The sequence below is a fragment of the Streptomyces sp. NPDC050448 genome (genome assembly GCF_040655295.1).
Lineage (GTDB): Bacteria > Actinomycetota > Actinomycetes > Streptomycetales > Streptomycetaceae > Streptomyces.
Genome location: NZ_JBFAJR010000012.1, coordinates 149624 through 172711, shown reverse-complemented (window position 1 = coordinate 172711; position 23088 = coordinate 149624). Strand labels below are relative to the sequence as shown.

24 protein-coding genes and 1 pseudogene are annotated in these 23088 nt (G+C 72.5%); 16 read left to right on the top strand and 9 right to left on the bottom strand.

The features are described 5' to 3' along the window. The first annotated feature begins 85 nt into the window (after positions 1-85). Positions 86-475, top strand: coding sequence for a VOC family protein (locus AB0I68_RS17215; protein WP_363178122.1), 390 nt, complete (start codon positions 86-88; stop codon positions 473-475). 7 nt (positions 476-482) lie between these two features. Here AB0I68_RS17215 and AB0I68_RS17210 read toward each other — a convergent pair whose 3' ends face one another. Next, complete coding sequence (locus AB0I68_RS17210; protein WP_363178120.1) at positions 483-932, bottom strand: ATP-binding protein; 450 nt, start codon at positions 930-932, stop codon at positions 483-485. A gap of 196 nt (positions 933-1128) precedes the next feature. Here AB0I68_RS17210 and AB0I68_RS17205 point away from each other — a divergent pair, with 196 nt between their 5' ends. Both AB0I68_RS17205 and AB0I68_RS17200 read left to right on the top strand, forming a co-directional pair. After that, positions 1129-2013: a helix-turn-helix transcriptional regulator gene (locus tag AB0I68_RS17205; protein WP_363178119.1), complete on the top strand. Its 885-nt coding sequence runs from the start codon at positions 1129-1131 to the stop codon at positions 2011-2013. A 12-nt stretch (positions 2014-2025) separates the two neighbouring features. Further along, the gene (locus tag AB0I68_RS17200; protein WP_363178118.1) at positions 2026-2247 is read left to right on the top strand and encodes a DUF397 domain-containing protein; all 222 of its coding nucleotides are present in this window, start codon (positions 2026-2028) and stop codon (positions 2245-2247) included. A gap of 4 nt (positions 2248-2251) precedes the next feature. Here AB0I68_RS17200 and AB0I68_RS17195 read toward each other — a convergent pair whose 3' ends face one another. Then, positions 2252-3424, bottom strand: coding sequence for an 8-amino-7-oxononanoate synthase (locus tag AB0I68_RS17195; RefSeq protein ID WP_363178117.1), 1173 nt, complete (start codon positions 3422-3424; stop codon positions 2252-2254). A 156-nt stretch (positions 3425-3580) separates the two neighbouring features. Here AB0I68_RS17195 and bioB point away from each other — a divergent pair, with 156 nt between their 5' ends. From bioB to bioD, 3 genes are read left to right on the top strand one after another with little or no spacing between them, the layout of a single operon-like run. Further along, positions 3581-4828: a biotin synthase BioB gene (bioB, locus tag AB0I68_RS17190; protein WP_363178116.1), complete on the top strand. Its 1248-nt coding sequence runs from the start codon at positions 3581-3583 to the stop codon at positions 4826-4828. After that, positions 4821-6134 (top strand): adenosylmethionine--8-amino-7-oxononanoate transaminase, encoded by a 1314-nt coding sequence (locus AB0I68_RS17185; RefSeq protein WP_363178115.1) that lies wholly within the window; start codon positions 4821-4823, stop codon positions 6132-6134. The genes bioB and AB0I68_RS17185 overlap by 8 nt, the downstream gene beginning before the upstream one ends. Before the next feature lies 1 nt (position 6135). Continuing rightward, complete coding sequence (gene bioD / locus AB0I68_RS17180) at positions 6136-6855, top strand: dethiobiotin synthase (RefSeq protein WP_363178114.1); 720 nt, start codon at positions 6136-6138, stop codon at positions 6853-6855. A 68-nt stretch (positions 6856-6923) separates the two neighbouring features. Here the strand turns inward: bioD and AB0I68_RS17175 are convergent, their stop codons facing one another. Then, entirely contained in the window at positions 6924-7586 is a 663-nt protein-coding gene (locus tag AB0I68_RS17175; protein ID WP_363178113.1) for a hypothetical protein, read from the bottom strand. Between the two features lie 246 nt (positions 7587-7832). Between AB0I68_RS17175 and AB0I68_RS17170 the strand changes: the two genes are divergently transcribed. Continuing rightward, positions 7833-8498 (top strand): class I SAM-dependent methyltransferase, encoded by a 666-nt coding sequence (locus tag AB0I68_RS17170; protein WP_363178112.1) that lies wholly within the window; start codon positions 7833-7835, stop codon positions 8496-8498. Positions 8499-8501: 3 nt separating this feature from the next. Here the strand turns inward: AB0I68_RS17170 and AB0I68_RS17165 are convergent, their stop codons facing one another. Beyond that, a complete protein-coding gene (locus AB0I68_RS17165; RefSeq protein ID WP_363178111.1) occupies positions 8502-8927 on the bottom strand; it encodes a GNAT family N-acetyltransferase in 426 nt (141 codons plus the stop codon). A 194-nt stretch (positions 8928-9121) separates the two neighbouring features. Here AB0I68_RS17165 and AB0I68_RS17160 point away from each other — a divergent pair, with 194 nt between their 5' ends. From AB0I68_RS17160 to mug, 5 genes are all read left to right on the top strand, one after another. Next, positions 9122-10462 (top strand): hemolysin family protein, encoded by a 1341-nt coding sequence (locus tag AB0I68_RS17160; protein WP_363178109.1) that lies wholly within the window; start codon positions 9122-9124, stop codon positions 10460-10462. Further along, entirely contained in the window at positions 10459-11484 is a 1026-nt protein-coding gene (locus tag AB0I68_RS17155) for a hemolysin family protein (protein WP_363178108.1), read from the top strand. Before AB0I68_RS17160 ends, AB0I68_RS17155 begins: the two co-directional genes overlap by 4 nt. Before the next feature lie 69 nt (positions 11485-11553). Continuing rightward, on the top strand, positions 11554-12345 hold the full coding sequence (locus tag AB0I68_RS17150; RefSeq protein ID WP_363178107.1) for an SGNH/GDSL hydrolase family protein: 792 nt from the start codon (positions 11554-11556) through the stop codon (positions 12343-12345). Positions 12346-12416: 71 nt separating this feature from the next. Then, positions 12417-13850 carry an adenylosuccinate lyase gene (gene purB, locus AB0I68_RS17145; RefSeq protein ID WP_030300188.1) on the top strand — a complete coding sequence of 478 codons (1434 nt, stop codon included), beginning with the start codon at positions 12417-12419 and terminating at the stop codon, positions 13848-13850. Beyond that, the gene (gene mug, locus AB0I68_RS17140) at positions 13847-14425 is read left to right on the top strand and encodes a G/U mismatch-specific DNA glycosylase (protein WP_363178166.1); all 579 of its coding nucleotides are present in this window, start codon (positions 13847-13849) and stop codon (positions 14423-14425) included. The genes purB and mug overlap by 4 nt, the downstream gene beginning before the upstream one ends. A gap of 362 nt (positions 14426-14787) precedes the next feature. On the opposite strand, the gene AB0I68_RS17135 is transcribed toward mug, so the two are convergent. Then, the gene (locus tag AB0I68_RS17135; protein WP_363178106.1) at positions 14788-15789 is read right to left on the bottom strand and encodes an alpha/beta fold hydrolase; all 1002 of its coding nucleotides are present in this window, start codon (positions 15787-15789) and stop codon (positions 14788-14790) included. 134 nt (positions 15790-15923) lie between these two features. On the opposite strand from AB0I68_RS17135, the gene AB0I68_RS17130 reads away from it, so the two are divergent. Beyond that, a complete protein-coding gene (locus AB0I68_RS17130; RefSeq protein WP_363178105.1) occupies positions 15924-16775 on the top strand; it encodes a helix-turn-helix domain-containing protein in 852 nt (283 codons plus the stop codon). 219 nt (positions 16776-16994) lie between these two features. On the opposite strand, the pseudogene AB0I68_RS17125 reads toward AB0I68_RS17130, so the two are convergent. The 4 genes and pseudogenes from AB0I68_RS17125 to AB0I68_RS17110 all read right to left on the bottom strand — a co-directional run. Beyond that, a pseudogene (locus AB0I68_RS17125) lies at positions 16995-17351 on the bottom strand (helix-turn-helix domain-containing protein); the annotation flags it as partial. Between the two features lie 193 nt (positions 17352-17544). Beyond that, on the bottom strand, positions 17545-17979 hold the full coding sequence (locus AB0I68_RS17120) for a hypothetical protein (RefSeq protein WP_363178104.1): 435 nt from the start codon (positions 17977-17979) through the stop codon (positions 17545-17547). 40 nt (positions 17980-18019) lie between these two features. Further along, positions 18020-18769, bottom strand: a complete 750-nt coding sequence (locus AB0I68_RS17115) for an ABC transporter permease (protein ID WP_363178103.1) — start codon at positions 18767-18769, stop codon at positions 18020-18022. Positions 18770-18798: 29 nt separating this feature from the next. Then, the gene (locus tag AB0I68_RS17110) at positions 18799-19710 is read right to left on the bottom strand and encodes an ATP-binding cassette domain-containing protein (protein WP_363178102.1); all 912 of its coding nucleotides are present in this window, start codon (positions 19708-19710) and stop codon (positions 18799-18801) included. 108 nt (positions 19711-19818) lie between these two features. Between AB0I68_RS17110 and AB0I68_RS17105 the strand changes: the two genes are divergently transcribed. The 3 genes from AB0I68_RS17105 (at position 19819) to AB0I68_RS17095 (ending at position 22907) form a co-directional block, all read left to right on the top strand. Next, positions 19819-20994, top strand: a complete 1176-nt coding sequence (locus AB0I68_RS17105; protein ID WP_363178101.1) for a histidine kinase — start codon at positions 19819-19821, stop codon at positions 20992-20994. Positions 20995-20998: 4 nt separating this feature from the next. Further along, a complete protein-coding gene (locus AB0I68_RS17100; RefSeq protein WP_363178100.1) occupies positions 20999-21649 on the top strand; it encodes a response regulator transcription factor in 651 nt (216 codons plus the stop codon). Between the two features lie 100 nt (positions 21650-21749). Next, entirely contained in the window at positions 21750-22907 is a 1158-nt protein-coding gene (locus AB0I68_RS17095; RefSeq protein WP_363178099.1) for an ROK family transcriptional regulator, read from the top strand. Positions 22908-23088 lie beyond the last annotated feature (181 nt).

Sequence of the window (23088 nt, the reverse complement as noted above, 5' to 3'; positions counted from 1 at the left end):
CTGGGCCACCCACAGCCGGTTCCGTATACGGACCGGTCCGACGGTCTCCCGGCCACCGCCGCAGGACCCGCCATCGAGGAGATGCATGTTCGTCAACCCGGTCCGCCACATCACCTTCGACACGCTCGAGCCGTACAAGATCGCCGAGTTCTGGTCCGCCGTGACCGGCTTCCCGATCCACCCGGACGACGCGGAGGGTGACGGCGAGATCCTGCTGGACCCGGCGCAGCCCGGCGTGCCGGGTCTGCTGTTCATCCGGGTACCGGACGCCAAGTCCGTCAAGAACCGGGTCCACCTGGACATCCAGCCGTCCACCGGCACCCGGGACGAGACCGTCGAGCGGCTGATCGGGCTCGGGGCGAAGCTGGTGGACGACCGGCGCCGGGAGGACGGCTCCGGCTGGGCGGTGCTCGCCGACCCGGAGGGCAACGAGCTGTGCATCGAGCGCAGCGCCGCGGAGCGCGGGCAGGGCTGAGCGCGGCTCAACAGCCGGTGACGCTCTTCGCCGGAGCCCCCACGGGCCAGGGCAGGGCGATCCAGACGGTCTTGCCTCCGTCCTCGGTCGGGCTGACGGAGAGCCGGCCGCCCGCTTCGGCGGTGAGCCAGCGGATGATGACCATCCCCCGGCCGTTGTCCTGCTGGACGGCGGCCGGGAGGCGCTTGGGCCAGCGCGGGTGGCTGTCGGTCACCCCGATGCGGAGCCACTCCCCGCGCTCGAGGCGGATGTCGACGGTGAAGGTGGGCGACTGGCCGAAGGTGTGCTGCACGGCGTTGGTGGCGAGCTCCGAGACGATCAGCCGGACACTGTCTGCGGTGTCGGCCTCGTCGGGCAGTCCCCAGTCGCCGAGCACCTCCGCGACGTAGCGGCGGGCAGTGGCGACCGAGGCGGGATCGCTCGGCAGAGTGACGGATGCTTCCTGGTGATCTGCCATGACGACGGTCCCTTTCCCACCGGGGCGAACCGCCCCGGATCTGTGCTGCACGCCAGAGTGCCACCCATCGTCCCGTCGGTGCTGCCGTTCCCCCAAGATATGCATATATCTGTCGCTCAATGCAGTGAACTCTGCTACGGAAGAGCGTATTTGGACGGCAGACTGGTGCGAGCTGTGCCGGTGGAAGGAGGCGGGTGTGCAGCACGGTCCCGCGGTGCGTCGGCGCAAGCTCGGCGAGGAACTGCGTGCTCTGCGTGACCGGACCGGACTCACCAGTGGTGAGGCGGCCCGGATCGCGGGGTGGCACCAGTCGAAAATCAGCCGCATCGAGACAGGGCGCAGTGGCGTGAAACCGGAGGACATCCGCCTCCTGCTCGATGTCTACGGAGAGGTCGTCAGCCCCGAGCAGCGAGCCCTGCTGGAGGCCCTGTCGGCCTCGGCGGCCGGCCCCGGGCCGGGCGGCGACACCGGGCGCGGCCGCCAGTGGTGGCACGACTACCGGGGGCTGCTGCCGCAGGAGTACCGGGACTTCATCAGCCTGGAGGCGGGCGCCCGCTCGGCCCGTACGGTCGAACTCTCCGTGGTGCCGGGCCTGTTGCAGACCCCGGAGTACGCACGCGCGGTGACCCGGGCCGCGCTGGGCGGGCTGCCGGAACCCAAGGTCGACGCGCTGGTCGACGTACGTCTGGCCCGGCAGTCGGTGCTGCGGGCGGATCCGCCGCTGGAGCTGAGTGCCGTACTGGACGAGGCGGTGCTGCGGCGGCAGCTCGGCGGGCCCGGGGTGATGGCGGCGCAATTGCGGCATCTGGTGGAGGTGGCCCGGTTGCCGCAAGTGCGGCTGCAGGTACTGCCGTTCAGCGTGGGGGGTCATCTCGGCCTGACCGGACCGTTCGTCATTTTCTCATTTCCGAACATCGCCGATCTGGATGTGGTGGTACTCGACCATTTGACGAGTAGCCTCTATCTGGAGCGGAAGGAAGACCTCGAGGCGTACAGCGCCGCATTCCGCACCATCCAGGCGCACGCCCTCCCGCCCCAGGACTCGTCGGATCTCATCAGCTCACTCGCTGACGACGCGTAAGGAGGCACCCCCGTGTCCGCAACCCCCCTCTCCAGCAGCGGACTTCTGATCAGCGCGCGGTGGCGGCGGAGCAGCCGCAGCACCGGAATGAACAACTGCGTGGAAACCGCCGTCCTCGGTGGCGGCCTGCTGGCCGTCCGCGACTCCAAGCGGACGGACGGCCCGGCCGTGCTCTTCACCGGGCCGGCCTGGGACGGCTTCCTCGCATGTGTACGGGCGGACGTGCTCGCGTGACGCCCTAGCGGTCCGTGGCTCCGGCCGGGGCGGTCCCAAGGATCGTCTCGACGGCCCGGTCGATCTCGTCCCCCGTGAGATCGGCCCGTGCGGTCAGCCGCAGCCGGGAGATGCCGTCCGGCACCGACGGCGGACGGAAACACCCCACGGACAGACCTGCCTCGCGGCAGTCGGCGGCCCAGCGCAGTGCCGCCGAAGCCGACGGGGCCCGTACCGACACCACGGCCGCGTCCGGCCGGGCCGCGGTCAGGCCGGACGCGGTGAGCCGCCCGTACAGCCGGTCGGCCACCTCGCGGGCCCGGCCGGCGCGCTCCGGTTCCCGCTGGAGCAGGCGCAGGCTCGCCAGCGCCGCACCCGCGGCGGCCGGCGCCAGCCCGGTGTCGAAGATGAAGGTCCGCGCCGTGTTGACCAGGTGCCGGATCACCTTGGCCGGGCCGAGCACGGCTCCGCCCTGGCTGCCCAGGGACTTCGAGAGCGTGAGGGTGGCGACCACTCCGGGCGCGCCCGCGAGTCCGGCCGCGTGCAGGGCTCCCCGGCCTCCGTCCCCCAGTACGCCCAGCCCGTGCGCGTCGTCCACGACCAGGGCCGCGCCCTCCTCCCGGCAGGCGGCCGCGTACGCGGCGAGCGGGGCGGCGTCCCCGTCCACGGAGAACACCGAGTCGCTGATCAGCAGCGCCCTGCCCTCGTGCGTGGCGAGCGCCTTGCGCGCGGCCTCCGGGTCGGAGTGCGGGATCACGTCGGTCCCGGCGCGGGAGAGCCGGCAGCCGTCGACGATCGAGGCATGGTTGCCGGCGTCGGAGACGACCAGGGTGCCCCGGTCGCTGAGCGCGGTGACGGCCGCCAGATTGGCGGCGTACCCGGAGGACAGGACGAGCGCGGCCTCGAATCCGCAGAAGGCCGCGAGCTCCCGCTCGAGCTCGGCATGAAGCTCTGTCGTACCGGTCACCAGGCGTGATCCCGTGGCCCCGGCGCCCCATCGCTCGGCCGCCTCGCGCGCGCCGCGCACGGTCTCGGGATGCCGGGACAGGCCGAGGTAGTCGTTGCTCGCGAGGTCCAGCAGCGGCGAGGAGGCCGGGCGGGGGCGCAGCGTCCGGACGAGCCCGGCCTTCTCACGGGCCCGCTCCGCGTCGTCGATCCAGGCGAACACGTCATCGGGCTCGGGGCTGTGCTGGGGCATCGGCGGGTCCTCGTGTTTTGTCGGCTGTCCACAGACGTGCCTGACCCTAACGGGCGTCACTCGAGTGCCAGGTGTGGCAATACACACACTCCGTTCCGGCCATGTTGTGCGATCTCTCCTTGGCCGGGAGTGGTCGTGTGGTCCAGGATCGGCGTCATGGACCTGCTGAACACCCTGGTGGACAAGGGGCTGCGGCGCGAGCTGCCGACCCGCGAAGAGGCGCTCGCCGTACTGGCGACCTCTGACGACGAACTGCTCGACGTGGTGGCCGCGGCCGGCAAGGTGCGCCGCCAGTGGTTCGGGCGTCGGGTCAAGCTGAACTACCTGGTCAACCTGAAGTCCGGGCTCTGCCCGGAGGACTGCTCCTACTGTTCCCAGCGACTGGGATCGAAGGCGGAGATCCTCAAGTACACGTGGCTGAAGCCGGAGGAGGCCTCCCAGGCCGCCGCGGCCGGTGTCGCGGGCGGCGCGAAGCGCGTGTGCCTGGTGGCGAGCGGGCGCGGCCCGACGGACCGCGACGTGGAGCGGGTCGGCAAGACGATCGAGGCGATCAAGGAGCAGAACGAGGGCGTCGAGGTGTGCGCGTGCCTCGGCCTGCTCTCGGAGGGCCAGGCGGAGCGCCTGAAGGACGCGGGCGCCGACGCCTACAACCACAACCTCAACACGTCCGAGGCCACGTACGGCGAGATCACCAAGACCCACACCTACGCGGACCGGGTCGACACCGTACAGAAGGCGCACGCGGCGGGCCTGTCCGCCTGCTCGGGGCTCATCGCGGGCATGGGCGAGAGCGACGAGGACCTGGTCGACGTCGTCTACTCGCTGCGCGAGCTGGACCCGGACTCGGTGCCGGTCAACTTCCTGATCCCGTTCGAGGGCACCCCGCTGGCCAAGGAGTGGAACCTCACCCCGCAGCGCTGCCTCCGGATCCTGGCGATGGTGCGGTTCGTCTGCCCCGACGTCGAGGTCCGGCTCGCGGGCGGGCGCGAGGTGCACCTGCGTTCCATGCAGCCGCTGGCGCTCCAGCTGGTGAACTCGATCTTCCTCGGCGACTACCTCACCAGTGAGGGCCAGGCAGGCCAGGCCGACCTCGACATGATCGCGGACGCCGGCTTCGAGGTGGAGGGCGCCGGTACGACGACCCTCCCCGCGCACCGCTCGGACGCGGTGGCCGCGGCCGCCGCGGCCCACGGTCCGTGCGGCTCCTCGGCGGCCGAGGCGGGTTGCGGCTCGGCGTGCGGCGGCTGCTCGGGCCACGAGCACGAGACCGTCCCCGCCCAGGCGCAGACGCAGGCACAGACGCAGGCACAGACGCAGGCACAGGCTCCGGCGGGCGAGGTCCGCCCGGACCTGGTGGCGGTCCGCCGCCGGGGCGCGGGAACGGATCTCGCCCCCAATGCCTGACCAGCACCACTCGCTGCCGGCCGCGGAACTGCTCGCGCTGGACCGGCAGCACGTCTGGCATCCGTACGGCCCGATGCCCGGGCGGCAGGAGCCGCTGGTCGTGTCCTCGGCCTCCGGCGTCCGGCTGCGGCTGGCCGAGCCCTCCCAGGGGCAGGACGAGCTGGTCGACGGCATGTCCTCCTGGTGGTCGGCGATCCACGGGTACAACCATCCGGCGCTGAACGAGGCCGCGACCGGCCAGCTCGGCCGGATGTCGCACGTGATGTTCGGCGGGCTCACCCACGAGCCCGCCGTCCGCCTGGCGGCCCGGCTGGTCGAGATCACCCCGCCCGGCCTGGAGCACGTCTTCCTCGCCGACTCGGGCTCGGTCTCGGTCGAGGTCGCGGTGAAGATGTGCCTCCAGTACTGGCGCTCCGTCGGCCGGTCCGGCAAGACCAGGCTGCTGACCTGGCGCGGCGGCTACCACGGGGACACCTGGACGCCGATGGGCGTGTGCGACCCCGAGGGCGGCATGCACGAGCTCTGGTCGGGGATCCTCCCGCGCCAGCTGTTCGCCGACATCCCGCCGAGCGGCTTCGGTGCGCCCGTGGACCCCGCGTACGTCGAGCACCTGCGCTCCCTGCTCTCCGCGCACGCGGCCGAGCTGGCCGCGGTGATCGTGGAACCGGTGGTCCAGGGCGCGGGCGGCATGCGCTTCCACAACCCGGGCTACCTGCGGGTGCTGCGCGAACTGTGCGACGAGTACGACGTCCTGCTCATCCTGGACGAGATCGCCACGGGCTTCGGCCGCACCGGCGCCCTGTTCGCGGCGGACCACGCCGGGATCACGCCGGACGTGATGTGCCTGGGCAAGTCCCTGACGGGCGGCTACCTCACCCTGGCGGCGACGCTCTGCACGGAGCGGGTGGCGGCCGGGATCTCCCGGGGCGAGGTCCCGGTCCTCGCCCACGGGCCGACGTTCATGGGCAACCCGCTGGCCACCGCCGTCGCGTTGGCGTCGATCGACCTGCTCCTCGGCCAGGACTGGCAGCGCGAGATCAAGCGCATCGAGGCAGGCCTCCTGGAGGGGCTGGCCCCGGCGCGGGACCTGCCCGGTGTCCGGGACGTACGCGTCCTGGGCGCGATCGGCGTGGTCCAGCTGACCCATGAGGTCGACATGGCCGCGGCCACCCGGGCTGCGGTCCGGGAGGGCGTGTGGCTGCGCCCGTTCCGGGACCTGGTCTACACGATGCCGCCGTTCGTCACGGGCGACGCCGATGTGGCCCGCATCTGCCGCGCGGTGTGCGCGGCCGCGGCGGAGGGCTGACATGACGGTACTCATGGTCTCGGGCACGGGCACGGAGATCGGCAAGACGGTGGTCACGTCGGCGATCGCGGCGGCCGCGGTGGCGTCGGGCCGCTCGGTGGCGGTCCTCAAACCGGCCCAGACGGGCATGGAACCGGGTGCTCCGGGCGACGCGGCGGAAGCGGTCCGGCTGGCGGGTCCGACGGTCACGGCGGTGGAACTGGCCCGCTACCCGGAGCCGCTGGCCCCCGACACGGCGGCCCGCCGCGCCGGCCTGCCCACGGTCTCGCCGACCGCCGTCGCGGAGGCGGCGAGCCGGCTCGCCCGGTCCCACGACCTGGTCCTGGTGGAGGGCGCGGGCGGCCTCCTGGTCCGCTTCGACGAGGCGGGCCACACCCTGGCCGATGCGGCCCGCCTCCTCGACGCCCCGGTCCTGGTGGTCGCCCCGGCGGCCCTCGGGACCCTCAACTCCACGGCCCTGACGGCCGAGGCCCTCCGGGCCCGGGAGCTGGAGGCCCTGGGCGTGGTCATCGGCAGCTGGCCGGCCGAGCCGGACCTGGCCTGCCGCTGCAACCTGGCGGACCTCCCGTCGTCCTCGGGGCTCCCCCTGCTGGGCGCCGTCCCGGAGGCCTCGGGATCCCTGTCCCCGGAGTCCTTCCGCACGGCAGCCCCCACCTGGCTGTCCCCCGCCCTCTCGGGCAGCTGGTCCCCGGAGTCGTTCCTGACGGCCTGGCAGCCCTGATCCGGGACCCGGACCCACCCGGCCCGGCGGCGCCGTCCGGCCCGCCGGGCCTGCCGGACCCGGCCCGTTCAGTGCCCGCCGCGCGGCTCGCGGCAGCCGCCTTCCATGGAGACCCCGTGGGCCTCCACGCTCATCGGCGTGCTCAGACGGCCCGTCACACACGGCCCGCTCTCCGGAATCGACAGGACGAACGAGAGGTTCCCGGCGCCGGATCCGTACACGTCCCCGGTCTCGCGCCTGTAGCCCAACCCGGTCAGGAGCCGGCTGAGCTCCTCCGCCGACTGCGGTGCGCCCTTCCCGTCGGAGCCGCCCAGCGCCGCCTTGATCCGCGCGGCGTGCGCGTCGCCGCGGCATTTGCCCGCGGGGGTGAGCGTGGACTGGTTCTTGTACGCGTGGTTCTCCGCGTACTTGCGCGCCTCGGGGTCCGTGGGCAGGTCCCCCGGTGTACCCGAACCGGCGGTGGCCGTACCCGCCTTGCCCGCGCACAGTTTGGCCACCTCGGGGAAGAGCTTGTCGTGACGGGCCACCGCGGCCGCCGCCTGGGCCGCGTAGTCCGGGGCCGGGCTCAAGGACGGGGCCGGACTCGACGGGGCCGGGCTCAAGGACGGGGCCGGGGCCGCGCCCGAGGGCGCGGTGGCGCCGCTCCCGCACACCGTGGTGCCGCAGGCGGTCAGCGCGAGCAGTCCTGCGGCGAGCAGCACGGCACGGGCGGGGGCGGTCGCGGATGTCACCGGGCCTCCACTCTCTCTGGGCGGGCCCCAGCGGACGGGGCGGATCCCCCGATTGTCCCCACCGCACGCCCCGGGCTCCTGAGTACGCGTACTCAACCGGCACGTGGACGGTCGTCCCCGACGAGCGCCGCGGCCCGCCGGGGGAGGCCGCCCCGCACCGCCGGTACCGGTTTCGCGGGCCACCCGGACGGGGAACAGCCCGGCAGGGCACCCGCACCCGCCGCCACCCCGCCCCGGAGGCCCGCCATGCCCACACCGCACCGTGACCCGGACTCCGTCAGCCATCCGCTCTTCGCCCGGTTCTACGCCCGGCTCAGCACCACCGCCGACACCCGCGGCGGCATCGCCGCCCTGCGCCGCGAGCTCCTGCACGGAGTGTCCGGCCGGGTCATCGAGATCGGCGCCGGCAACGGCCTCAACTTCGCCCACTACCCCCGCGCCGTCTCCGAGGTCGTCGCCGTCGAACCGGAACGGAGCCTGCGCCGGCTCGCGGCCGACGCCGCCCTCCGTGCCGAGGTCCCGGTCGACGTCGTGCCCGGCGTCGCCGAGGCCCTCCCTGTCAAGAGCGAGGCCTTCGACGCCGCCGTGGCCTCCCTCGTGCTGTGCACCGTGCGGGACCTGCCCCGCTCGCTCGCGGAGCTCCACCGGGTGCTCCGCCCCGACGCCGAGCTCCGCTTCTTCGAGCACGGCCGGGCGCCCACCGCCGGCATGGCCGCCGTTCAGCGCACGCTGGACCGGACCGTCTGGCCGCACCTCTTCGGCGGGTGCCACACCGCGCGGGACCCGGCCGCCGCGATCGAGGCCGCCGGCTTCCGGGTCGTCTCGTACCGCAGCTTCCGGCTGCCCGAGCGCGGCCCGGCGTTCCCCACCTCGTACTGCGTGATCGGTTCGGCCCGCCGCGGTCCCGCGTAGGTGTCAGCCGGCCAGCGGCTTGACCCAGCGCGTCCAGTGGTCCTCCGGGTGGTACCCGGCCGCGTCCCAGGCCCCGTGCGCCCGCTCGTTGCGGTCCAGCACCATCGCGTCCGCACGCCGTCCGCCGAGCGCCCTGAAACGTTCCTCCGCGGCGGCCAGCAGCGCCGATCCGATGCCCTGCCGGCGGTGTGCCGGGTGTACCGCGAGCCGGTAGAGGTGGCAGCGCCAGCCGTCGAAGCCGGCGATCACGGTGCCGACCAGTTCGCCGCCCTGCCGGGCGAGCAGCAGGGCGTGCGGATCCCGGGCGTGGAGCTGCTCGACCCCGGCGGGGTCGTCGCTGATACTCGTTCCCTCGGCAGCGGTCTTCCAGAAGTCGAGCACGTCGGCGAGATCGGCGGCCGACGCCGGGCCGATGTGAAGATCGTTCATGTCCGGATCCCATCATCCGGGTGCGCTCCGCCCATAGAATGATCCGCTCTCTTTGCCCGTCCTTTACTCTTGTGGACAGCAAGCCGACCACCCATCGAAAGGTGTGAGCGTCCGCCCATGGGCGAGCCCCCCAGTACCCGACATCGCGCGATACCCCTCCTCCTGGCTGATCATGGAACGGAGGTGACCGACCGATGACCGAAGTGCTCCTGCTCCTCGTGGCGCTGCTGCTCTGTCTTGCCTGCGGAGGCTTCGTCGCGGCCGAGTTCTCGCTGACCACCGTCGAGCGCAGCGAGCTCGAGCAAGCCGTCGAGCGCGGCGAGCGCGGGGCCGAGAGCGCCCTGGCGGCCGTGCGCAGCCTGACGTTCCAGCTCTCCGGCGCCCAGCTCGGCATCACCGCGACCGGCCTGGTCATCGGCATGATCTCCAAGCCCTCGATCGCCGCTCTGCTCCAGGGCCCGTTCGAGGCCATGGGGCTGTCGGCCGGCGCCGCCTCCTCCACGGCCCTGATCCTCGGCACGGTGCTGTCGACCGTCGTCCTGATGGTCGTCGGCGAGCTCGTGCCCAAGAACTGGGCGATCTCCTCGCCGCTGGCGATCGCCAAGCGGGTGGCCACCATGCAGCGGGTCTTCAGCCGCTCCTTCCGGCCGTTCATCAGCCACCTGAACAGCACGGCGAACCACATGGTCCGCCGGTTCGGCATGGAGCCGGCCGAGGAGCTGGCCTCCGCGCGCACCCCGCAGGAGCTGGTGGCGCTGGCCCGGCACTCCGCCAAGGCGGGCGCGCTGGAGAAGGACACCGCCGAGTTGTTCGTGCGGACCCTGAACCTGGCCGACCTGACCGCGGAGAACGTCATGACCCCGCGCGTCCAGGTCACCGCCCTCGACGTGCAGACCACCGCCGAGGACGTGGCGAACGCGACGCTGGCGACCGGCCTGTCGCGCTTTCCCATCTACCGGGGCAGCCTCGACACCGTCGTCGGCACGGTCCACATCAAGGACGTGCTCGCGCTGCCCGCCGAGGAACGGCGCCGCCGCGCCGTCTCCCAGCTCTTGCGCGAACCGCTGCTGGTGCCGGAGTCGCTGACCGTGGACCGGCTGCTGGACCTGCTGTCCGGCCGCCAGACGATGGCCGTGGTGATCGACGAGTACGGCGGCACGGCCGGCGTGGTCACCCTGGAGGACATCGTCGAGGAGGTCGTCGGCGAGGTGCGCGACGAGCACGACCCGCACGAGACCCCGGACCTGGCCCCGGCCGGTACGGACGCCTCCGGGCGCCGCCTCTACTCCGCCGACGGCGCCGCGCGCACCGACCAGCTGGAGCGGATCGGACTGCGGGTGCCGGACGGCCCGTACGAGACCCTCGCCGGGCTGATAGCGACCGAGCTGGGCCGGATCCCGGCCGTCGGCGACAGCATGGAGCTGGGCGGCTGGCGGCTCGACGTGGTGGACGCCAGCGGCCGGCGGGCGGCGCGGGTCCTGCTGCACGCGCCGGTCGAGCCGTCACAGGACAAGGGTGGGGAGGGAGCCCGATGACGGTGCTCCAACTGCTGATCGGCCTGGCGACCCTGGTCGTCAACGCCTTCTTCGTCGGCGCGGAGTTCGCGCTGATCTCGGTGCGGCGCAGCCAGATCGAGCCGTACGCCGAGCAGGGCGACCGCCGGGCCCGCGCCGTGCTGTGGGCCCTGGAGCACGTGTCGGCGCTGATGGCGGCGGCGCAGCTGGGCATCACGCTGTGCACCCTGGTCCTGGGTGTGGTGGCCGAGCCGGCCATCGCGCACCTGCTGACCCCACTGTTCGACCTGTTCGGGGTGCCGTCCGGGCTGACGCACGCGATCTCGTTCGTGGTGGCGCTGGTGCTGGCGACGTACCTGCACATGCTCTTCGGCGAGATGCTGCCGAAGAACGTGGCCCTGTCCGAGCCGGTGCGCACCGCCCTGCTGCTCGGTCCGCCCCTGGTGACCCTGACCCGGGCGCTGAAGCCGGTGATCTTCGCCGTCAACGCCTTCGCCAGCCTCCTGCTGCGGCTGCTGCGGGTGGACGTGAAGGGCGAGATCTCGGCGACCTTCACGGACGACGAGCTGGCGCGGATCGTGAAGGACTCCAGTGCGGCGGGGCTGATCGACGACCGGGCGAGGGAGCGGCTGCACGACGCCCTGGAGCTGGGCCGGCGGCCGGTCACCGATGTGGTGCTGCCGCTGGACCGGGTCGTCGTGGCCCGGGCGGGCATCGCGCCGACGGGGCTGGAGCGGCTGTCGGCCGAGTCCGGGTACTCCCGCTTCCCGGTGATCGACGCCCAGGCGAGGATCCTCGGATACCTGCACGTCAAGGACGCCCTGGACGTGGATGGACCGGAGCGGGACCAGCCGTTCCCGGTGTCCGCGCTGCGCCCGATCGCCCAGGTGCGGGCGGAGACCCCGCTGGACGACGTGCTGACCGCGATGCGCCGCAGCCGGACGCACCTGGCGGCGGTGCTCGGCTCGGGCGGGGCGATGACGGGCCTGGTGACGATGGAGGACGTGTTGCGCGAGCTGTTCGGCAGGCCGGCCTCCGCCTGACGCGGCGTGCCCGGGAGTGGTGCCCCGGCCCTGCGGGGCCGGGGTACCGCGCGGTAGCATCGCTCCGCCATGGAGATGAATGCGTCTTACACCAGTTTCGTCGCGGTCGGCGACTCCTTCACCGAAGGCATGTCCGATCTGCTGCCCGACGGCTCCTACCGGGGCTGGGCCGATCTGCTGGCCTCCCGCCTCGCGGCGCGCGAGTCCGGTTTCCGCTACGCGAACCTCGCGGTCCGCGGGAAGCTGATCGGGCAGATCGCCGAGGACCAGGCCCCGGTCGCGGCGGCGATGGGCGCCGATGTGGTGACGCTGGTGGGCGGCCTGAACGACGCCCTGCGTCCGAAGGTCGACATGGGCCGGGTGCGCGGGCACCTGGAGGACGCCGTGGGGCTGCTGGCGCCCGCGTGCAAGACGCTGGTGCTGATGCGCTCCCCGGGGCGCAACGGGCCGGTGATGGAACGCTTCCGGCCGCGCATGGAGGAGCTCTTCGTCCTCGTCGAGGAGCTCGCCGCCCGGCATGGAGCCCTGGTGGTGGACCTGTACGGGGCCGCCGTGCTCGCCGACCCCCGGATGTGGGACGTGGACCGGCTGCACCTGACGCCCGAGGGCCACCGCCGGGTGGCGGAGGCGGTCTGGCAGACGCTGGGCCTGCCGCCCGAGCAGGACTGGCGCGCCGAGCTCCCGCCCGCGGTGCCCCCGGGCTGGGCCGTGCGCCGCTCCCAGGACCTGAGCTTCGCGCGGCAGCACCTGCTGCCCTGGGTCGGCCGCCGGCTGACGGGCCGCTCGTCCGGGGACGGCCGCCCGGCCAAGCGCCCGGAGCTGCTGCCGTACGAAGCCGCCGCGGGCGAGTGGCTCTCGTAGCAAGGCACAATCCGGGGCGGGGTCCCTACCTGCGTAAACGCACAGCGGTGGCACAAGTAGAATCCCTACACGTGACAGCCAAGCCCCGCATCCCCAATGTCCTGGCCGGCCGCTACGCCTCTGCGGAGCTCGCCGTCCTGTGGTCCCCCGAGTACAAGGTGACGCTGGAGCGGCGGCTGTGGCTCGCCGTGCTCCGCGCCCAGAAGGACCTCGGCATCGACGTCCCGGACGCCGCCCTCGCTGACTACGAGCGCGTCCTGGAGACGGTCGACCTCGCCTCCATCGCCGAGCGCGAGAAGGTCACCCGGCACGACGTGAAGGCCCGGATCGAGGAGTTCAACGCCCTCGCCGGCCACGAGCACGTCCACAAGGGCATGACCTCCCGCGACCTCACCGAGAACGTCGAGCAGCTGCAGATCCGGCTCTCGCTGGAGCTGGCCCGCGACCGCACGGTCGCCGTCCTCGCCCGTCTCGGCAAGCTGGCCGGCGAGCACGCCGAGCTGGTCATGGCCGGCCGCTCCCACAACGTCGCCGCGCAGGCGACGACCCTGGGCAAGCGCTTCGCCACCGCGGCCGACGAGCTGCTGGTCGCCTACGACCGCTTGGAGGACCTGCTCGGCCGCTACCCGCTGCGCGGGATCAAGGGCCCGGTCGGCACCGCCCAGGACATGCTCGACCTGCTGGGCGGCGACGCCGCCAAGCTCGCCGATCTGGAGCAGCGGATCGCCGCCCACCTCGGCTTCGCCCAGGCCTTCACCTCCGTCGGCCAGGTCTACCCGCGCTCGCTCGACTACGACGTGGTCACCGCCCTGGTGCAGCTGGCCGCCGCCCCCTCGTCGATCGCGAAGACGATCCGCCTCATGGCCGGCCACGAGCTGGTCACCGAGGGCTTCAAGCCCGGCCAGGTCGGCTCCTCCGCGATGCCTCACAAGATGAACACCCGTTCCTGCGAGCGCGTCAACGGCCTGATGGTCATCCTGCGCGGCTACGCCTCGATGACCGGCGAGCTGGCCGGCGACCAGTGGAACGAGGGCGACGTCTCCTGCTCCGTGGTCCGCCGGGTGGCCCTGCCCGACGCGTTCTTCGCGTTCGACGGCCTGCTGGAGACCTTCCTGACGGTCCTCGACGAGTTCGGCGCCTTCCCGGCGGTCGTGGCCCGCGAGCTGGACCGCTACCTGCCGTTCCTCGCGACCACCAAGGTCCTGATGGGCGCGGTGCGCGCCGGTGTCGGCCGCGAGGCCGCCCACGAGGTCATCAAGGAGCACGCGGTGGCCTCCGCGCTCGCCATGCGCGAGCAGGGCGCCGAGCGCAACGAGCTGCTGGACAAGCTGGCCGCCGACGAGCGGATGCCGCTGGACCGGGCCCAGCTCGACGCCCTGATGGCCGACAAGCTGTCCTTCACGGGCGCGGCCGGTGACCAGGTCGCCGCGGTGGTCTCCCGTATCGAGGCGATCGCCAAGCAGCACCCGGAGGCCGCCGGGTACACGCCGGGGTCGATCCTCTGACCCGCGAGGAACTGAGCGCCGCCCGTGACCGCGTCATCCCTGACGTGGTCGCGGGCGGTCTGCGCGTGTTGTTCTGCGGGATCAACCCGGGTCTCCTCTCCGCCGCGACGGGCCATCACTTCGCCCGCCCCGGCAACCGTTTCTGGCCCGTCCTGCACCTGTCCGGCTTCACCCCGCGCCGCCTGGACCCCGCGGAGCAGGAGGAGTTGCTGACCTACCGGCTCGGCATCACCAACGTCGTCGCCCGCGCCACGGCCCGCGCCGACGAGCTGAGCGCCGAGGAGTTCCGCGAGGGCGGCCGCATCCTGACCGCCAAGGTGGAACGGCTGCGCCCGCAGTGGCTGGCGGTCGTCGGGGTCACCGCGTACCGCACCGCTTTCGGCGAGCGAAAGGCCCAGATCGGCCTCCAGGACCGGACCATCGGCTCCACCCGGATCTGGGCGCTCCCCAACCCCAGCGGCCTCAACGCGCACTGGACGGCAGAGACGATGGCCCAGGAGTACGCCCGCCTCCGCATGGCCGCCGAGTCGACCCCGGACCCGGCGCCCGAGGCAATACATCTAGGCCGTGTTTGAGAACTGTCGCCTGGCCCGCGGTGTCTGGCGCCAGTTCCAAAGGCGGCTAGTGCTCTGACCGCGAAGGTTCACCGGGTTGGTGGTAGCGACGCTTCATGCCGTCGGGCGAGCAGGGCAGCGCAGGGCCTCGCCATACCGGTCAGAGCACTGGCACGACGAGCGCCCCGGCGTTGCTGGTCGCCCCGGCCATCAGCCAGCCACCGGCTCGTGCTCGCGGGGCTGCCCCATCTCGCTACGCTCGCCACTTCCACGCCGTTGACCAGTGGGAATGGAGAAGTCCGACGGGAGTATGAGGAGCTGTCCGGTCGATCAGGTGCGGAACCCAGATGACGAGGGCGGCTGCGGTGCTCGGGGATGGGTGATCAGCGTGGCGCGGTTTCAACGGCGAAGCCGTGCAGCAGAGCTCCGGTGGCGTCGGGGTCCTCGAACATGGGCGTGTGGCCGACACCCTCAAGGATCTCGATGCGGGCGTGGGGGACTCGGCGGTAGTCCTGGGCGCTGGACGGTTGCCACCGCCGGTCCTGGGAACCGAAGATCACCAGGGTCGGCAGGCCGAGGCCGGCCAGCCGGTCGGGGATGGGCCGTTCCTTCAGGTAGGCGCTGGACGCCTCGTCGGTGGTGGTGAGGCTGCGGTAGGTCATGCCCCGGATGTCGGCGATGATCTGGTCGGGGATCTGTACCTTGCGGGTGAACGCGGTGCTCAGCGCGTCGCGGATGGTGTTGTCGGTGCGCAGCCGCCAGATCAGCTCACCCACCACCGGCGTGGTCACCAGGTTGCCGACGAAGCTGTCGCCGATGTACGCGTCCAACCGGGGGCCGGAGTCGATCAGCGCGATCGCCCCCACCAGGTCGCGCCGCTGCTCGGCCAGCGAGGTGGCGACTGCGCCACCGGTGGAGTGTCCGACGACGGTCGCGCGGCGTACCCCGAGCCGGTCGAGCGCGGTCCCGACCCGGCGTGCCTGCTCCGCGATGCCGTAGCCGTCGGCCGGTTTGGCCGATCCGCCGTGCCCGAGCAGATCCACCCGCACCACGTGCAGGTCACGCAGTGCCGGCAGCACCGGGTCCCACCAGGTCGTCGAGCCGCCGAGGCCGTGGAGGAGCACCACCGTGGGCGCGTCGGGCGGCCCGTCCTGCACGACGTGGATGTCCCCGCCGGGGATGCGCACGATCTGCTCGCCGGAGGCGTTGGCGGTCTGCGTGAGTACCGACACCGTGTTCAGCGTGAGGAGGACGGTCAGCACACCGGCGACCAGCACGGTGATCCGCCACCATCGACTCCGGTTCGGCCGTGTGCGCGGGGTGCTCGGTGCTGCGTCCGGGCGGCTGCGGGTGCGTTGGTCGTGCGGGGCGGTCGTCTCGTCCATGGCTCCTCCTGGGTCCCCCTCGGTTGGGGTGGGGCGCCATCACTCTTGCGCTGGCCATCACGAGGCGTCTTGGAGAAATGTCGCGCCTCGCGCGCTGGTTGAATTCGCCGCCGAGCTGCTCGTACCGTCGAGTCATGCAACCTGCTCGCCTCAGGGCTGACCCCACCGCTGCCTGGGAGATCGCGCGGCCGTCGCGGGTGTCCGCGCTGCCCGGGGTCGACATGGCCGGGTTCCGCATTGGCGGCGGCAGCCCGGTCGAACTACGGACCATCCCGCACCCGGCCGTCACCGTGGCGATCGAGTTCGGTGACCGCGACTTCGACCTCCACAGCGCGGCCGGTCGAATGCGGTCGCAGAGCCTGGCCGTTGGGCTTGCCTTCAGCCCGTTCCAGGTGCGCGCCGAGGGTGTCGAGTGTTTGCAGATACGCCTGTCTCCGCTTGTCGCGCACCCCGTACTCGGGCTACCGCTCGCGGAGTTGTGTGGGAGCGTCATCGCGCTCGACGACCTGTGGGGCCGCGCCGTGCCGCGCCTGCGGGAGCGGCTCCACCGTGCGCGAACCTGGCCGGAGCGTTTCGCGCTGATCGACGCAGAACTGTTGACCCGGCTCCATGCGGGCCGGGCCGTCGATCCAGAGGTGTCCTGGGCGTGGCGTCAGATCGTCGCCAGCCACGGACGAGCCCGCGTGAGCGACCTCGCAGTCGGGGTCGGGTGGAGCCGGCAGCGCACGTGGTCGCGCTTCGGCTCGCAGATCGGCCTGACTCCCAAACGCGCCGCCATGCTGGTCCGTTTTGATCGCGCCATTCACCGCCTGGTCCGCGGGCACTCGCCCGCGCGGGTGGCTGCGGACGGCGGCTACGCCGACCAGCCCCACCTCCATCACGACGTCCGCGCGTTCACCGGGACAACCCCCGCCACCGCGGCGAACGAGCCGTGGCTGGCCGCCGACGACAGAGCCTGGCCGGCACGGGGTGGCGCGGAGTTCTGACAACTGCGCGCCTCCGGTGCCCAAGCTCTACGGCCGCTGCAAGGGCTGCCCGGGGTGTGCTGGAGCTGGTAGGAGCTGATCTGGCTGGCAACGTCGTGGCCGTCGATCGCAGGCACGCAGTCGGGCCGGTCGCCTGGATGCGGGCATGCCGCAGCTCGGAAGGACGGTGTGGGGATATGGCCCGACCCCGGAGCTGCGGCGGACACTGCTCTTCGCCCGGGTCTTGGTGCGCTGGAAGGTGACGCCGCGTCGGGCGAGCGGGCAGCGCAGGGCCTCACGGCCGATGCGGATGACTCGGCCGTGGACCCTGCGCAGGTAGGCGAGCAGTTTGCGGGTGGACCACCGGGTGAAGGGCTGTCCGAGCTTGGCCGGGCGAGTGGTGGCCGTCTGGACGACGAAGTCCTCGTCGTCAGGACTGAGCAGGCGGGGACGGCCTCCCGCCCACCGAGGGTCCAGACAGGCCAGCCCGATCTCGTTGAACCGGTGGATCACATCCCGCACCGTGTCCTCGTCCGCCTGCACGAGCGGGGCGATCACCGGCACCCGGTTGCCGCCGGCCGAGGCCAGCAGCATCATCGCCCGGCGATGGCGCACCGAGCTCGTACTGCCCCGCCGCACGATCCGCTGTAGGTGCCGGCCCTCCCGGTCCGTGAGCCTGCGGACCCTGACCGGCTCTGCCGTCGTGCCCCTTTCGAGTTGAACCTCTCGCGATGTCCAACCGGCCGAGGGACCGCCGGCGCCAACCCTGCAAACCCATGCGGTCACAGCACTAGGGCGGGTCGATCACGGTCACCGCGGCCATCAGCTGCGGTGAGTGGTCGGCCCCCCAGCGGGCCTCGTAGACGGCGACCCAGCGGTCCCCGGCCCGCCAGAGGTGCAGGTGGTCGCTGGTGTCGCCGATCTCCTGCCACGGCTGCGCCACCTCCCCGGACTCCGCCCGCAGCCGGAGGCTGTCGAGCGTTAACCGGTCGGGCCTGCCCCAGCGTTCCTCCAGCAGCTGGGTCAGGGCCTCGTACTCGGCGGACACCTGGTCCTCGTGCGCCAGGCGGTCGGCCGCGTCCTCGTCCCCGTACCACCGGCTCCCGCCCAGCTCGGCGAGGTGGTAGCCGGGCCCACTCGTGCCCACTTCGGACCTGCCCCGGACGTCGGGGAAGTCACGCGTCCGGAGCCGGTCGATCGTGTCGAGATGCTCTGCCGTGGTCATGCCGTCAGTATCCCGGGGACCACTGACAACTGCCTCGGCGTCACGCGTCCCGCCGGCGCACCGCCGCCCAGCCGCCGATCACCGCGGCCAGAGCCCACAGCGCCAGCACCCCGAGCCCGCTCCAGGGACCGAGCCGACCGGTGGATTCCAGGTGCATGACGAGCTGTCCCGCCTGGTCCGGCAGGAACTCGGCGGCACCGCCGGCGGCCTGGCCGATGATGAACGGAACCATGACGACGAAGGGTATGAGCACGCTCAGCACGACCGCCGCACTGCGCAGCACCGCCGTCAGCCCGGCCGCGAACAGGGCCATGAGAGTGAGGTACACACCGCTGCCGAACACGGCGCGGAGGGTGCCCGGATCCCCCAGTGCCAGCGCGTACCGGCCCATCAGAGCCTGGCCCAGGACGAAGGTGAGAACTCCGGTGACCTGCCCCACCAGGAAGGCGAGTACGCCCACCACGGCGATCTTCGACAGGTAGAAGCGGCTACGGTTCGGCACCGCGGCCAGCGACGTGCGCAGTGCGCCGTTGTGGAACTCCGCGGACAGTGCGCTCGCCCCGAAGGCGAATGCGGCTATCTGCCCGAAGTCGATGCCGTAGAAGGCCGCGCGAATCGGATCGTCCCCCATGCTGCCGGCTTCGGCATGGCCTATCGCCGCGGCTGTCAGCGCCTGGATCCCCACCGCCGCGATGAAGATGGCGATCAGCGCCCCGAAGGTTCCGCGGAGGGACCGTATCTTGATCCATTCCGAGTGCAGGACGGGGACGGTGGGCAGAGCAGCGCTCATGGCGAAGCCTCCTGAGTCATGGGGGAAGGTCAGTGGGTTGCGGCGAACTGGGCGTGGTCGGCGGTGAGGTCGAGGTAGGCCTGCTCCAGCGAGGCGCGTTCGTCGGAGAGTTCCAGCACGGGGACGCCCTCACGGGCGGCCATGGCGCCGAGCTGCTCGGCCCGTATGCCCTCCACGGTCCAGCGCCCGTCGTCGGCGGTCGCCATCACGAAGCCGTCCCGGGCCAGGGCCGCCCGCAGCCGGACCGGGTCGGAGGTGCGCAGGCGCACCTTCGGGGTGCTGCGGGCTTCGATGAACTCATCCATGGAGGAGTCGGCCAGCAGCTTGCCCTGTCCGAGCACGACCAGGTGGTCGGCCAGCGCCGCGGTCTCAGACATCAGATGGCTGGAGACGAGCACCGTGCGGCCCTCGGCGGCGAGGCTCCGCATCAGCTCGCGGATCCAGATGATGCCCTCGGGGTCGAGGCCGTTGGTCGGCTCGTCCAGCAGCAGCACCGCGGGATCCCCCAGCAGCGCGGCCGCTATGCCGAGGCGCTGGCGCATGCCGAGCGAGAAGGTCTTGATCCGCCGCTTGGCCGCCGAGGCGATCCCTGCGTGCTCCAGTACCTCTTCGACCCGGCGCACCGGGATGCGGTTGGCGGCGGCGAGGAAGCGGAGGTGGTCCCGGGCCGTGCGCCCGCCGTGGGCCGCCTGCGCGTCCAGGAGGGCGCCGATCCGGTGGAGCGGGTCGGGGAAGTCGGTGAACCGCGCCCCGCCGATGGTGGCCGTCCCGGAGGTGACCCGGTCCAGGCCCAGCAGCAGGCGCATCGTGGTCGACTTCCCGGCGCCGTTGGGGCCGAGGAATCCGGTGACCCGCCCTGGCAGTACATCGAAGGTGAGGTGGTCCACGGCCCGGGTGCGGCCGTATTCCTTGGTCAGTTCCCGGATCTCGATGCTGTTCATGGCTCAAGACTCGCCGCCCGCCCCACCCCCTTCCCTCCCCCATACGAGGGTGCCGTCTCCCCCACGTGGGGGAGACGCTGCCGGGCCGCGCACTGCCACGATGAGGGCATGTACCGACTGCTCCGTGCCCCGCTCCAACCGGTGACCTACTCACGCTGGTTGCACCTGTGCGTGCCCGTGCTGCTGCTCGCCCTGTGGATGTTCATAGAGCCGGCGTGGCCGTGGATGCCGTTGGTCATCGTCATACCGTTCGGCCTGGTGCCCTGGGTACGGCTGGCCGAAGGACTGCAGGCGCAGTTCCTGCTCACGCCGAAAGACCACGGCAGCCCCGACAGTGCCATCAGCGCCGCCCCGTCGGCGCGATGGGGCGACCGGTGGCGGACGCTGCTCTGGCTCGAGATACGGCTCGCCATCTCGCTCGCCGCCATGCTCGCGACCGCGTGGCTGCCGGAGATGACCGTCGATCTGGTCGCAGCGGCGATCGGACACCCACTCACCTCGGACCCCATGGTGCCCTTCGTTCCGCCGCGTTGGGCCGCCGCCCTGCTCGCTCCGGTGCCGCTGGTCCTGCTCGTCGTCATAGTGGTGCTGCTGGGCGAGCTGGTCACCGCCGTCGCGCGCCGGCTGCTGGGGCCTTCGGCGGCCGAGCGGCTCACCGCCCTGGAGGCCCGCACCGAGCAGCTGTTGGAGCGGACCCGCATCGCGCGGGAGCTGCACGACTCCATCGGGCACGCCCTGACGGTGGCCGTGGTGCAGGCGGGGGCGGCTCGGGCCGCCGGCGACCCGGAGTTCACCGACCGGGCGCTGAGCGCGATCGAGGAGACGGGCCGGGCCGCGCTGGAGGACTTGGAACGGGTCCTGCTGGTCCTTCGGGAGTCGGCGCAGCCTGCCTCGCAGCGGCCGACGCTGGCGGAGGCCGACCGGCTCCTGGAGTCGGCCCGGGCCTCGGGGGCGGATGTGGACGCGCAACTGGCGGGTCCACTGGAGCAGTTGCCGGGCCCGGTCACCCGGGAGGGTTACCGGATCCTGCAGGAGGCGCTCACGAACGTGCTGCGGCACTGCGGTCCGGTGCCGGTCCGGGTCCGGGTGGAGATGGCCGTCGGCAGGCTGGACATGGAGGTCACGAACCCGCTGCCCGAGGGGCCTACCATCATGGCCGGAAGCGGGAGCGGGCTGCGCGGGATGCGGGAGCGGGCCGCACTGCTCGGCGGCGAGGCCGAGACCGGGCCGTTCGAGGGCAGTTGGAGGGTGCGCGCCCGGCTTCCGCTGGAGCGAATACGCTGACGGGATGCCGGTTACCGTTCTGCTCGTCGATGACGAACCCCTGGTGCGCGCGGGTCTGCGTGCCGTCCTGGACGCCCAGCCCGACATCGAAGTGGTGGGTGAGGCGGCCGACGGGGCATCCGTCGTCCCCCTCGTCCGCCAGCTGAGGCCGGACGTGGTGGCCATGGACGTGCGGATGCCGCTGCTCGACGGGATCGAGGCGACCCGGGCCGTGCTGCGGACCGTGGACTCCCCGCCGAAGATCCTCGTGGTGACCACCTTCGAGAACGACGAGTACGTGTACCAGGCTCTGCGGGCCGGGGCGGACGGGTTCCTGCTGAAGCGGGCCCGCCCCTCCGAGATCGTGCACGCGGTACGGCTCGTGGCGGAGGGCGAGACGCTGTTGTTCCCCGCGGCCGTGCGGGCTTTGGCCGCCGAGTACGGGAACCGGCAGGCGCGGGCGGCGCTGGAGCGGGCCGCACTGACCGAGCGGGAGGAGGCGGTGCTGCGGCTGATGGCGCGAGGGCTGACGAACATCGAGATCGCCCGTGAACTGATCGTCGGCACGGAGACGGTGAAGTCCCACGTGAGCGCGATCCTGGGCAAGCTGGGGGCGCGGGACCGGACCCAGGCCGTGATCGCGGCGTACGAGTCGGGATTCGTCGCCCCGGCCTGAGGGGAGCAGCCGGTTCCGGTCGACGGGGGCTGGTTCTCGCCGCTGCCCTGGGGGCACAGTACGATCCGGCAGACAGACTCACCAGCTGGGAGGACACACGTTGGGGCAGCTGACCGGCGGGGATCCCTCTCTGCTCCGGCGGATCAATTCGGCCGTGGTGCTGCGTGCACTGCGGGCGGCGGAATCGCCGACACTCACCGACCTCACCCGGGTGACCGGGCTGTCCCGGCCGACCGTCGAAGGCGTGGTCGAGGGGCTGATCGGGACCGGGCTCGTCGTCGAGGCAGGCGTGGAGGAGGGTGCCCGGCGCCAGGGACGGCCGGCCAGGCGCTACCGGTTCCGGGCCGAGGCGGGGCACCTCCTCGGCATCGAGATCGGCTCGCACCGGATCGCGGTGCTGCTGTCCGGGCTGGACGGGCGGGTGATCGGCGCCGGCACCAAGGAGGTCGCCGAGACGGCGTCCGCCGACGAGCGGCTCGAGCGGGTGCGGGCGGCGGTGGCCGATCTGCTGCGGCGGGCCGGCGTACCGCGCGACTCCCTGCGGGCGGTCGGCGTCGGCAGCCCCGGCATCGTGGAGGCGGACGGCACCGTACGCCTCGGCACGGCCCTGCCCGGCTGGACCGGGCTGCCGCTCGGCGAACGGCTGCGGCGCTCGTTCCGCTGCCCGGTGCAGGTGGAGAACGACGCCAATGCAGCCGCGGTCGCCGAGCACTGGAAGGGCGCCGCGCAGGACACCGACGACATGGTGTTCGTGATGGCGGGGCTCAGCCCCGGCGCGGGTTCACTGATCGGAGGCCGACTGCACCGCGGGTTCGGCGGGGCGGCCGGCGAGATCGGCGCCCTGCACCTGCTGGGCCGCGACGTCACGCCCGAGAAGCTGCTGTCCACGACCGGCGAACCGCTGCACCCGCTGGACGAGCAGGCGGTGGCCGAGGTGTTCGCCATGGCCGGGCGGGGCGACGAGCGGGCCGTGGCCGCGGTGGAGCGCTTCATCCAGCGGCTGGTGCACGACGTGGCGGCGCTGGTCCTGGCCATGGATCCGGAGCTGGTCGTGGTCGGCGGCTGGGCGGCCGGCCTGAACGGGGTCCTGGATCCCCTGCGCCGCGAGCTGGAGCGCTACTGCCTGCGCCCCCCGCGCGTGGCGCAGTCCCTGCTCGGCGAGGCCGCGGTGGCCACCGGCGCCCTCCGACTGGCGCTGGACCACGTGGAGGAAGAGCTCTTCGCGGTGGAGAAGACGGTCACGACCCGCCGCCGCTGACCCCGCCCCGGCCGGCTCCCGCAGCCACCAACGAGATGCACCGCCACCCCGCGACCCCGGGCGGCCACTTGACCCCGGCGGCCCGGATATCCCGGCGTCCGGAGAGCATCTGCCCCTCGGACCCTGGATATCCCCCGGCGTCCGGAAAGCATCTGACCCTCGGACCCTGGATATCCCCCGG